The 11,846-nt window shown below is 67.5% G+C and carries 7 protein-coding genes and 2 pseudogenes; 6 read left to right on the top strand and 3 right to left on the bottom strand.

Annotation, left to right across the window (positions count from 1 at the left end):
• The 5 genes and pseudogenes from aprD to aprI form a co-directional block, all read left to right on the top strand.
• Nucleotides 1-965, top strand: a pseudogene (aprD, locus tag HMPREF2886_RS29655) (alkaline protease secretion ATP-binding protein AprD); the annotation flags it as partial.
• A complete protein-coding gene (aprE, locus tag HMPREF2886_RS29660; RefSeq protein ID WP_033969112.1) occupies nucleotides 962-2,260 on the top strand; it encodes an alkaline protease secretion protein AprE in 1,299 nt (432 codons plus the stop codon). The pseudogene aprD and the gene aprE, both read left to right, overlap by 4 nt.
• A 3-nt stretch (nucleotides 2,261-2,263) precedes the next feature.
• Nucleotides 2,264-3,709, top strand: coding sequence for an alkaline protease secretion protein AprF (gene aprF, locus HMPREF2886_RS29665; RefSeq protein WP_070748919.1), 1,446 nt, complete (start codon nucleotides 2,264-2,266; stop codon nucleotides 3,707-3,709).
• Between the two features lie 358 nt (nucleotides 3,710-4,067).
• A pseudogene (gene aprA / locus HMPREF2886_RS29670) lies at nucleotides 4,068-5,506 on the top strand (serralysin family metalloprotease AprA).
• A gap of 246 nt (nucleotides 5,507-5,752) precedes the next feature.
• Complete coding sequence (gene aprI / locus HMPREF2886_RS29675; protein WP_033969108.1) at nucleotides 5,753-6,148, top strand: alkaline proteinase inhibitor AprI; 396 nt, start codon at nucleotides 5,753-5,755, stop codon at nucleotides 6,146-6,148.
• A 12-nt stretch (nucleotides 6,149-6,160) separates the two neighbouring features.
• Here aprI and HMPREF2886_RS29680 read toward each other — a convergent pair whose 3' ends face one another.
• Nucleotides 6,161-7,786: a methyl-accepting chemotaxis protein gene (locus HMPREF2886_RS29680; protein WP_033976751.1), complete on the bottom strand. Its 1,626-nt coding sequence runs from the start codon at nucleotides 7,784-7,786 to the stop codon at nucleotides 6,161-6,163.
• Nucleotides 7,787-8,043: 257 nt separating this feature from the next.
• Between HMPREF2886_RS29680 and lhpD the strand changes: the two genes are divergently transcribed.
• The gene (gene lhpD / locus HMPREF2886_RS29685; protein ID WP_033976752.1) at nucleotides 8,044-9,048 is read left to right on the top strand and encodes a bifunctional delta(1)-pyrroline-2-carboxylate/delta(1)-piperideine-2-carboxylate reductase; all 1,005 of its coding nucleotides are present in this window, start codon (nucleotides 8,044-8,046) and stop codon (nucleotides 9,046-9,048) included.
• A 92-nt stretch (nucleotides 9,049-9,140) separates the two neighbouring features.
• Here the strand turns inward: lhpD and HMPREF2886_RS29690 are convergent, their stop codons facing one another.
• Entirely contained in the window at nucleotides 9,141-10,721 is a 1,581-nt protein-coding gene (locus HMPREF2886_RS29690; RefSeq protein WP_033976753.1) for an aldehyde dehydrogenase (NADP(+)), read from the bottom strand.
• A 92-nt stretch (nucleotides 10,722-10,813) separates the two neighbouring features.
• Complete coding sequence (locus HMPREF2886_RS29695; protein WP_039027956.1) at nucleotides 10,814-11,731, bottom strand: dihydrodipicolinate synthase family protein; 918 nt, start codon at nucleotides 11,729-11,731, stop codon at nucleotides 10,814-10,816.
• Nucleotides 11,732-11,846: the final 115 nt, after the last annotated feature.

Consider the following 11,846-nt stretch of genomic DNA (forward strand, 5'->3'; position numbering starts at 1 on the left):
GGATGATGATCGCCGGCTCGATCCTGATGGGCCGTGCGCTGGGGCCCATCGACCAACTGATCGGCGTGTGGAAGCAGTGGGGCGCGGCGCGCGATGCCTATCGCCGGCTGAGCGGCCTGCTCGACGAATTCCCTGCCCGCGAGCGACGCATGGAATTGCCCGAGCCGCGTGGCCACCTGCTGCTGGAATCGGTGGACGCGGCGCCGCCCGGCAGCGAGGCGCGCACCCTGCGTGGCCTGACCCTGGCGATCCCGGCCGGCTCGGTGGTCGGCGTGATCGGTCCGTCCGGCTCCGGCAAGTCGAGCCTGGCGCGGGTAGTGCTGGGCATCTGGCCGACCCTGCACGGCAGCGTGCGCCTGGACGGCGCCGAGATCCGCCAGTACGAGCGCGAGACCCTCGGCCCGCGCATCGGCTACCTGCCGCAGGACATCGAACTGTTCGCCGGCACGGTGGCGGAGAACATCGCCCGCTTCGGCGAGGTGCAGGCCGACAAGGTGGTGGAGGCGGCGCGCCTGGCCGGGGTCCATGAACTGGTCCTGCGCCTGCCGCAGGGCTACGACACCGTGCTCGGCGTCGGCGGCGCCGGGCTTTCCGGCGGCCAGCGCCAGCGCATCGCCCTGGCCCGGGCGCTGTACGGCGCGCCGACCCTGGTGGTGCTCGACGAACCCAACTCGAACCTCGACGACAGCGGCGAGCAGGCGCTGCTGGCGGCGATCCAGGCGCTCAAGGCGCGTGGCTGCACGGTGCTGCTGATCACCCACCGGGCCGGCGTGCTGGGTTGCGCCGACCGCCTGCTGGCGCTGAATGCCGGCCAGTTGCACCTGTACGGCGAGCGCGACCAGGTGCTCGCTGCCTTGAACAACCAGCGCGCCGCGTCGGCGTCGCGGCAACGCGCGGACTACCGGGTGGCCGGCTACGGCGCGCCGCAGGTGGTGGCCGCGCCGCGCCAGGGAGGTGTGGAATGACCCGCACGATGAAACGCGACGAGAACGCCTATGCGCGACTGGGCTGGCTGCTGGTCCTGTTCGGCTTCGGCGGCGCGCTGGTCTGGGCCGCCTTCGCGCCGCTCGACCAGGGCGTGGCGGTGCCGGCCACGGTGATCATCTCCGGCCAGCGCAAGTCGGTGCAGCATCCGCTGGGCGGGGTGGTCAAGCACATCCTGGTACGCGACGGCCAGCATGTGGAGGCGGGCGAGCCGCTGATCCGCATGGAACCGACCCAGGCCCGGGCCAACGTCGATTCGCTGCTCAACCGGTACGCCAACGCGCGGCTCAACCAGGCACGCCTGCAGGCCGAATACGACGGCCGGCGGACCCTGGAGATGCCCGCGGGGCTGGCCGAGCAGGCCCCGCTGGCGACCCTCGGCGAGCGCCTGGAGCTGCAGCGGCAGTTGCTACGTAGCCGCCAGACCGCGCTGGCCAACGAACTCTCCGCATTGCGGGCGAACATCGAGGGGCTGCGCGCCCAGCTCGAAGGGTTGCGCCAGACCGAGGGCAACCAGCGCCTGCAACAACGCCTGTTGAACAGCCAGCTGAGCGGTGCGCGCGACCTCGCCGAGGAAGGCTACATGCCGCGCAACCAGTTGCTCGAACAGGAGCGCCAACTGGCCGAGGTGAATGCCCGGCTGTCGGAGAGCAGCGGTCGCTTCGGGCAGATCCGCCAGAGCATCGCCGAGGCGCAGATGCGCATCGGCCAGCGCGAGGAGGAGTACCGCAAGGAAGTCAGCGGGCAACTGGCGGAAACCCAGGTCAATGCGCGGACACTCTGGGAGGAGCTGTCCTCGGCGCGCTACGAACTGCGCCACGCCGAGATCCGCGCGCCGGTCAGCGGCTACGTGGCCGGCTTGAAGGTGTTCACCGATGGCGGGGTGATCGGCCCCGGCGAATTGCTGATGTATATCGTGCCCAACAGCGACAGCCTGGAAGTGGAGGGCCAACTCGCGGTGAACCTGGTCGACCGGATCCACAGCGGGTTGCCGGTGGAGATGCTGTTCACCGCCTTCAACCAGAGCAAGACCCCGCGGGTCACCGGCGAAGTGACCATGGTCAGCGCCGACCGCCTGCTCGACGAGCAGAACAAGCAGCCCTACTACGCGCTGCGCGCCCAGGTCGACGCGACCGCGATGGGCAAGCTGAAGGGCTTGCAGATCCGCCCGGGGATGGCGGTGCAGGTGTTCGTCCGCACCGGCGAGCGCTCGCTGCTCAACTACCTGTTCAAGCCCCTGTTCGACCGCGCCCACGTGGCGCTGGCGGAGAACTGACCGATGACCATGCGCCGCTTGATGACCTGGCTGTTCGGCGCCTTCCTGTTGCTGCTGCGCGAGGACGCCTTCGCCCTCGGCCTGCTGGACGGCTATCACCTGGCCCTGGAGAACGACCCGCAGTTCCAGGCCGCGATCCAGGAGCACGAGGCCGGCAGGCAATACCGTGCGCTCGGCCGCGCGGCGCTGCTGCCGCGCCTGGTGTACAGCTACAACCGTGGGCGCAGTTGGTCCGATGTGACCCAGACCACCACCCGCGGCGATTTCAAGGAAGACCGCGACTACGACAGCTACGTCTCCACCCTCAGCCTGCAACAGCCGTTGTTCGACTACGAGGCCTTCAGCCGCTACCGCAAGGGCGTGGCCCAGGCGCTGCTGTCCGACGAGCGCTTCCGCAGTCAGAGCCAGGAGCTGCTGATCCGGGTCCTGGAGGCCTATACCGGCGCGCTGCTGGCCCAGGACCAGATCGAACTGGCGCGGGCGCAGAAGCGCTCCTACCGTGAGCAGTTCCAGCTCAACCAGCGCCAGTTCGAGCGCGGCAACGGCACCCGCACCGACACCCTGGAGACCCAGGCCCGCTTCAACCTGGCCCAGGCCCAGGAAATCGAGGCGCGGGACAGCCAGGATGCCGCCCTGCGCGAGTTGGAGCGGCTGGTCGGGGCGCCGCTGGAGATCGCCGACCTGGCGCCGCTCGGCGAACGCTTCCAGGTGCGACCGTTGAGCCCCGCCAGCTACACCGCCTGGCGTGACCTGGCGCTGGCCGAGAACCCCGAGCTTGCCTCGCTGCGCCACGCGGTGGACGTGGCCCGCTACGAGGTCGAGCAGAACCGTGCCGACTTCCTGCCGCGCCTGGGCCTGTACGCCAGCACCGGCAAGTCCAAGTCCGGTTCGGAAAACACCTACAACCAGCGCTACGAGACCGACAGCGTCGGCATCCAGTTGAGCGTCCCGCTGTTCTCCGGCGGCGAGACCCTGGCGGCGACGCGCCAGGCCACGCATCGCATGGAGAAGAGCCATTACGACCTGGACGACAAGGTCCGCGAGACCCTCAACCAGGTGCGCAAGATGTTCAACCAGAGCAGCAGCAGCGCGGCGAAGATCCGCGCCTACGAGATGACCGTGGAGTCGGCGCGGACGCTGGTGATGGCCACGCGCAAGAGCATCGCCGCCGGGATGCGGGTCAACCTCGATCTGCTGAACGCCGAGCAGGCGCTGTACAGCGCGATGAACGAGCTGTCCAAGGCCAAGTACGACTACCTCACGGCCTGGGCACGCCTGCGTTTCTACGCTGGCGTGCTGGACGAAGCCGACCTGGAACTGGTGGCGGCGAACTTCGTTTCCGGCGAGACGCCGGCGCGCCGCCGCGACTGCGCGACAACGGATTGCCCGGCACCGCTGCACACCCTGTCGCAGACCGAGACGGAGGAAAACCGGAGCGCGCTCAATTGAGAGCGCGAAGGACGTGCAGGCAATTGTTCGCCCGGCGTGAAGTCGATGTCGCGGGCGGGTCGACAGAAGTCGAACAATATGCACGGAATTGTTTTTTCAATAAGGCGCTATTTATATGAAACGGTTTTTATAACATTCCAGTGTCTTCGGTTGTTTATCTTTCCTGCATGATTTCATATATGCGGAAGTCGTTCGCTCATATGCTTTAAGTGTCGCTTAATTTTTTTCATGAAACCTGTGGACATTGGAAAATAAGCTGTGTCAGTTTGGACTTCGGCCTGATCCGGCCGATAACTGCAATTATCCAACCGATAATTGTATCCGAGTTATTTCCTTTACAACTTAAAGGGATATGACAATGTCCAGCAATTCTCTTGCATTGAAAGGTCGTAGCGATGCGTATACCCAGGTAGACAACTTCCTGCATGCCTATGCGCGGGGTGGGGACGAACTGGTCAATGGCCATCCGTCCTATACCGTCGACCAGGCGGCGGAGCAGATCCTCCGCGAACAGGCGTCGTGGCAGAAAGCGCCGGGCGACTCGGTGCTGACCCTGTCCTATTCGTTCCTGACCAAACCGAACGACTTCTTCAATACGCCGTGGAAGTATGTCAGCGATATCTACTCGCTGGGCAAGTTCAGCGCCTTCTCCGCACAGCAGCAGGCCCAGGCCAAGTTGTCGCTGCAATCCTGGTCGGACGTCACCAATATCCACTTCGTCGACGCCGGCCAGGGCGATCAGGGCGACCTGACCTTCGGCAACTTCAGCAGTAGTGTCGGCGGTGCGGCGTTCGCCTTCCTGCCGGATGTACCGGATGCGCTCAAGGGGCAATCCTGGTACCTGATCAACAGCAGCTACAGCGCCAACGTCAATCCGGCCAACGGCAACTACGGACGCCAGACGCTGACCCACGAGATCGGCCATACCCTGGGCCTGAGCCACCCCGGCGACTACAACGCCGGCGAGGGCGATCCCACCTACGCCGACGCTACCTACGCCGAGGACACCCGCGCCTATTCGGTGATGAGCTACTGGGAAGAGCAGAACACCGGCCAGGACTTCAAGGGCGCCTATTCCTCGGCACCGCTGCTGGACGACATCGCGGCGATCCAGAAGCTCTACGGGGCCAACCTGACCACCCGCACCGGCGACACGGTGTACGGCTTCAACTCCAACACCGAGCGCGACTTCTACAGCGCCACCTCGTCCAGTTCCAAGCTGGTGTTCTCGGTGTGGGACGCCGGCGGCAACGACACCCTGGACTTCTCCGGCTTCAGCCAGAACCAGAAGATCAACCTCAACGAGAAGGCGCTGTCCGATGTCGGCGGGTTGAAGGGCAACGTGTCGATCGCTGCCGGGGTCACCGTGGAAAACGCCATCGGCGGCTCGGGTAGCGACCTGTTGATCGGCAACGACGTGGCCAACGTGCTCAAGGGCGGCGCCGGCAACGACATCCTCTACGGCGGCCTCGGCGCGGACCAGTTGTGGGGCGGCGCGGGAGCCGACACCTTCGTCTACGGCGATATCGCCGAGTCCTCCGCGGCGGCGCCGGATACCCTGCGCGACTTCGTCAGCGGCCAGGACAAGATCGACCTGTCCGGGCTGGACGCCTTCGTCAACGGCGGGCTGGTGCTGCAATACGTCGACGCCTTCGCCGGCAAGGCCGGCCAGGCGATCCTGTCCTACGACGCGGCGAGCAAGGCCGGCAGTCTGGCGATCGACTTCAGCGGGACGCCCATGCCGATTTCGCGATCAATCTGATCGGCCAGGCGACCCAGGCCGACATCGTCGTCTGACGCGCTGAAACGGGCGCGGTTCGGTGCGGCGGTACGAACCGCGGCCCTTCGGCCGGCCGGGCACTGTTCGAATTGATAGGTGTCTTCCACAGGAGCGAAGTTGTGAACTGTGGCGCGCCCGTGGGCCGGCGGCCTGGCGGACGAACGGAGGCCCGCGGCGCCTGGCGCGCGCTGGCGTTCGAAGCGAGGATGGCGGGCGGCGTTCGCCGTGTCATCCGATGTTCCAGGCTTGAAGGAGATCTCTCGATGTCGGCAAGCGCGAAGCTCTCCAGGATGGTTTGCTTGCTCTGCGGTTTTTTCAGCACAGGTATCAGTATGGCCAGCAGTCTGATTCTTCTCAGCGCTTCCGAACTCGCCGGGCAATGGACCCTGCAGCAGGACGAGGCGCCCGCGATCTGCCACCTGGAGCTGCGCGACAGCGAAGTGGCGGAAGCCAGTGGCTACGACCTGGGCGGCGATACCGCCTGCCTCACGCGCTGGCTCCCCAGCGAGCCGCGCGCCTGGAGGCCTACCCCGGCCGGGATCGCGCTGCTCGAACGCGGCGGCCTGACCCTGATGCTCCTCGGTCGCCAGGGCGAGGGCGACTACCGGGTGCAGAAGGGCGACGGCGGGCAGTTGGTGCTGCGCCGCGCGACGCCCTAGCTCGCTTGCGGGTCAGATCACGAAGCGACCGATCATGCCCTTGAGGTCGTTGGCCAGGCGCGACAGCTCGTGGCTGGCGCCGCGGGTCTGCTCGGCGCCCTGGGTGGTCTGCACGGCAACGTCGCGGATGTTCACCAGGTTGCGATCGACCTCGCGGGCGACGTGGGCCTGCTCCTCGGCAGCGCTGGCGATCACCAGGGTGCGCTCGTTGATTCGCGTGGCGTGCTCGGCGATCTCGCCCAGAGCGTGATCGGCGGCCTCGGCCTCGTCGAGCATCTGCCGGGCGCGCTGGTCGTTCTCGCGCATCGCGGACACCGCGGTGTCGGTGCCTGCCTGTACGCTGGCGATCATGCCTTCGATCTCGTGGGTCGACTGCTGGGTGCGATGGGCGAGGGCGCGCACCTCGTCGGCGACCACCGCGAAGCCGCGGCCCTGCTCGCCGGCGCGGGCGGCCTCGATGGCGGCGTTGAGGGCCAGCAGGTTGGTCTGCTCGGCGATGGCGCGGATCACGTCGAGTACTTTTCCGATGTCCTGCGCCTGGCTGGCCAGGCCTTCCACCAGGCGCGCGGTCTGGCCGATCTCCTGGTTCATCTGGCGGATCGAGCGGACGGTCTGTTCGACCCGGGCGCGGCCATTGCTGGCAGCCTGTTCCGAGAGACTGGACGCCTCGGCGGTGGAACTGGAATTGCGCGCGACTTCCTCGACCGCGGCGCTCATTTCGTTGACCGCGGTGGCGGCCATCTCGATCTCGTCGTTCTGCCGGCTCAGCGAGCGGTTGCCTTCTTCGGTCACGGCGTTCAACTGTTCCGCCGCGGAGGCCAGCAGCGTGGCCGAATCGCCGATCTGCTCGATGGTGTCGTGCAGACTGGCTTGCATGCTGCGCATGGCGTTCATCAACTGGGCCGGCTCGTCGCGGCCTTCGCCGACGATCTCGCCAGTGAGGTCCTTCGCCGCGATGCGGTCGGCACAGTTCACCGCCTGGCGGATCGGCACGACGATGCTGCGGGTCAGCAGCCAGGCGATGCTCACGCTGGCTGCCAGCGCCACCAGCAGCACCAGGAGGATCGCGCGGGACGACCTCGAGTAGACCTCGGCGGCGTCCTCCACAGAGGCGCGGGCGGCCTCGCGATTGACTCCGATCAGTTGCTTGAGGGTCTGCTGGACCTGCTCGTAGCGTTGCAATTGCGCGCCTCCCATCAGGCTGCTGGCCTCTTCGGTGCGGTTCTGGCGCGACAGCGCGAGCAGGGCGGTGTGACCTTCCAGATACTCCTGCTGGCGCTGGACGAACTGGTCGAGCAATTGGCGTTCTTCATCCAGCGCCAGGAGCGGACGATAGTCGTGCTCCACCTTGGCGAGCGCGGCGACGATGCTGTCCATCCGTTGTTCCTGCTGCTCCATGCGTTGCATGTCGTGCAGCAGCACATGGTTCATCTCGCCCAGGCGCAGTTCGCTCATCAGGTTGCTGAGCTGGCCGGAGGCCTCGACGCTGGGCAGCCAGACCTCGCCGATCTCCTCGGCGGCACGGTTCAGAGAACCCATGCGGGTGTGGGCGAACAGCCCAAGGGCCACCAGCAGCAGGGCGATGATGGCAAAACCGATAATGGCGCGTGGGGCGATGGCGATACGACGAAGAATCATGGGTGGGGTCTCCGACCGGGCTGTGGGAAGTCGCTCGATACCTGTAGCGGGGAGCGGAAGGGTTTCTTGATGGTTGCCGGGATTAATTGGATTTTTCCTACTGTGCTTGTAGGGGTTTCATGTAGGTTTCGTGCGGGAGTGAGCTTTTCGGAAAGCGCTGTGCCGTTTTCGGCATCGTCCGGGTCGATTGCAGTCAAGAGAACCCCGGCGCGCCAGGCGACCCTACGGGGTCGACGCAGAAGAAAAAGGAGAAACCTGTGATTCGAATGACGCTGGACGAGGTCCGCGAACTGGCCGTGCGCATCCTGCGCCGGCACGCTTTCAGCGAAGCCCATGTGCAGGCGGTGGCCGACACCCTGGTGGCGGGAGAGCGCGACGAATGCGCCTCCCATGGTATCTGGCGGTTGCTCGGCTGCATCGCCACGCTGAAGGCCGGCAAGGTATCCGCCGACGCCGAGCCGGAACTGCACGACATCGCTCCCGGCCTGCTGCGGGTCGACGCCCATGGCGGGTTCTCCCAATGCGCATTCCGGCTGGGGTTGCCGCATCTGCAGGAGAAGGCCCGCAGCCAGGGCATCGCGGCGATGGCGGTGAACCGCTGTGTGCATTTCTCCGCGCTATGGGTGGAGGTCGAGGCGCTTACCGAGGCGGGTCTGGTGGCCCTGGCGACCACGCCGAGTCATGCCTGGGTGGCGCCGGCGGGCGGACGCAAGCCGATCTTCGGCACCAACCCGATCGCTTTTGGCTGGCCGCGTCCGGACGGCCCGCCGTTCGTCTTCGACTTCGCCACCAGCGCCGTGGCGCGTGGCGAGATCCAATTGCACGAACGCGCCGGCAAGCCGATCCCGCTGGGCTGGGGCGTGGACGAGCAGGGCGAGCCGACCACCGATGCCAGCGCCGCGTTGCGAGGTGCCATGCTCACTTTCGGCGGGCACAAGGGCTCGGCCCTGGCGGCGATGGTCGAACTGCTCGCCGGTCCGCTGATCGGCGACCTGACCAGTGCCGAGTCGCTGGCCTACGACGAGGGCAGCCGTTCTTCTCCCTTCGGTGGCGAACTGCTGATCGCCATCGATCCGCGGCGCATGCTCGGCGCCTCGGCGGAGGAGCACCTGGCGCGCGCCGAGACGCTGTTCGAAGGCATCGTCGAACAGGGCGCGCGATTGCCCTCGCAGCGACGATTCGAAGCGCGCGAACGCAGCGCCAGGGACGGCGTGACGATTCCCGAGGCGTTGCACCGGGAGCTGCTGGCGTTGCTGGAGTGAGCGCAAGGCGAGGGGCACGCCGGACAGCGTGGCGCAGTGAGGACGGGTCCGGCAGGCACGGCGTTATCCGCCATCCAGGTTTCCAGGCGCGCTCAAACCAGGGCCTCGCGCGTACTCCGGCCATCGACCAGGCGCAGCAGGCCCAGAGGGTTGGCGTTCTTCAGGGCGTCCGGGAGCAGGCTGTCGGGGTAGTCCTGGTAGCACAGCGGGCGCAGGAAGCGCTCGATGGCCAGGGTTCCCACCGAGGTGCCGCGAGCGTCGGAGGTGGCCGGGTAGGGGCCGCCGTGGACCATGGCGTCGCACACCTCGACGCCGGTCGGATAGCCGTTGAATAGCAGGCGCCCGGCCTTGCGTTCGAGCAGCGGGACCAGCCCGGCGAACGCCGCGAGGTCGTCCGCTTCGCCGATCAGGGTCGCCGTCAACTGGCCGTGCAGGTGGTCCAGCGCGCGGGCAAGTTGTTCCTCGTCGGCTGCCTCGACGACCACGGTGGCCGGGCCGAATACCTCTTCCTGGAGCAGTTCGTCGCCTTCCAGCAACAGGCACACGTCGGCCTTGAACAACTGCGGATGGGCCTGCTGCCCTTCCTGTGGCGCTCCGGCCAGGCGCTGGATGCCGGGGTGGCGCTCCAGGTGTTGCAGTCCTTCGGCATAGCTGCGCAGGGTACCGGCGTTGAGCATGCTCTGCGCCGGCCTGGCGGCCAGGGCCTCGCCCAGCGCCGCGACGAAGGCGTCGAATCCCGGGGAGCGCAGGCCAAGCACCAGGCCCGGCTTGGTGCAGAACTGGCCGCAGCCGAGCGTCACCGACGCGGCCAGTTCCTCCGCCACCTGCCGGCCGCGCCGGCGCAGGGCATCGGGGAGCACCACCAGCGGATTGATGCTGCTCATCTCGGCGAACACCGGGATCGGCTGCGGCCGCGCCGCTGCCAGGTCGCACAGTGCGCGCCCGCCCTTGAGCGAACCGGTGAAGCCTACCGCGCGGATGGCCGGATGGCGCACCAGCGCCTCGCCGACGCCGTTGCCGTAGACCATGTTGAATACCCCGGCCGGCATGCCGGTGTCGGCCGCCGCCTGGAGGATCGCGTCGGCCACGCATTCGGCTGTGGCCATGTGCCCGCCATGGGCCTTGACCACCACCGGGCAGCCGGCGGCCAGGGCGGCGGCGCTGTCGCCGCCGGCGGTGGAGAAGGCCAGCGGGAAGTTGCTGGCACCGAACACCGCCACCGGGCCGAGACCGATTCGCCACTGGCGCAGGTCGGGGCGCGGTGGGGTACGCCCGGGTTGTCCGCGATCGATGCGCGCGCCGTGGAAGTCGCCACGTCGCAGGACTTCGGCGAACAGCCGCAACTGGTTGGCGGTACGTGTCCGTTCGCCCTCGATACGTGCAGCGGGCAGCGCGGTCTCGCGACGGACCAGGGCGACGAAGTCGTCGCCCAGGGCGTCGAGGCGCGAGGCGATCGCCTCGAGGAATCCGGCGCGGCGCGCGGCGGACAGTTGCCGGTAGTGCGGATAGGCGCGTTCGGCGGCGCGGGCGGCGGCGTCGACCTCCTCCGCGGTGGCCTGGACGAAGGCGTAGGGCAGCGCTTCGCCGCTGTCGGCGTCGAGGCTGCGCAGGATGACGCTGCCGGCGGCGCTGCGGGCGCCGCCGACATAGTTGTGACCGAGGATGCTGGGCATGGGGCCTCCCTGGGGACGGTGAACGGTATGCTCTGCCGCTGGCCCTCGCCGGGCGCTCCCCGGGGAGCGAGGCGGCGAGGGCGGGGCGCCGGCTACAAGCCGACGTCCGGCAGCGCCGGCCGGCTGGCCAGGGCCTTGGCCATGATCCGCTCCACATGCTCGCGATCGGCGCCGCGCAGGGCCAGGCGCGGCGGACGGGTGAGGGCGCTGCCGCGACCGGCGAGTTCCTCGCAGAGCTTGATGCACTGCACCAGGTCGGGACGTGCGTCGAGATGGAGGATCGGCATCAGCCACTCGTAGATCGGCATCGCCTCGGCGAAGCGCCCGGCCCTGGCCAGGCGGAAGATGGTCTCGCCTTCCTTCGGGAACACGTTGGACATTCCCGAGATCCAGCCCTGGGCACCCACCGCCACGCTTTCCAGGACCACGTCGTCGAGGCCGGCGAAGAGGATGAAGCGCTCGCCCACCTGGTTGCGTACGTCGATGAAGCGGCGGGTGTCGCCGGAGCTGTCCTTGAAGCAGACGATGTTCTCGCAGTCGGCCAGGGAAACCAGGATGTCCGGGGTGACGTCGTTCCGGTAGATCGGCGGGTTGTTGTAGACCATCACCGGCAGGTCGGTGCCGCTGGCCACGCTGCGGAAATGCTCGGCGGTCTCGTGCGGCTTGGAGGAATAGACCAGTGCCGGCATCACCATGATGCCGTCGACGCCGACCCGCTCCACCGCCTTGGCCACCTTCGCCGCGCCGGCGCTGGTGAACTCGGCGATCCCGCAGATCACCGGCACGCGGCCGCCGGAGGCATCCTTGGCGACCTCGGTGACGGCCATCTTCTCCTCGATGGTCAGCGAGGTGTTCTCGCCGACGCTGCCGCATACCACCACCCCGGACACGCCGTCGCGCACCAGGTTGGAAATGACCGTGTGGGTTTCCTCCAGGTTCACCGAGAAATCGGCGTTGAATTGGGTGGTGACCGCGGGGAATACACCGCTCCAGTTGACGTGCTTGCTCATGGTTTCTCCTTTCTTCGTATTTCGTATACGAATTCAGTCGGACCGCAGCGGTCCGTGACACAGGGCGACGGCAGCGTTCGCCGTCGTGGGCGATCCGGTACGCGCCGGATCGGTT

The sequence above is a fragment of the Pseudomonas sp. HMSC066A08 genome (assembly GCF_001813025.1).
In the GTDB taxonomy this organism is placed as follows: domain Bacteria; phylum Pseudomonadota; class Gammaproteobacteria; order Pseudomonadales; family Pseudomonadaceae; genus Pseudomonas; species Pseudomonas aeruginosa.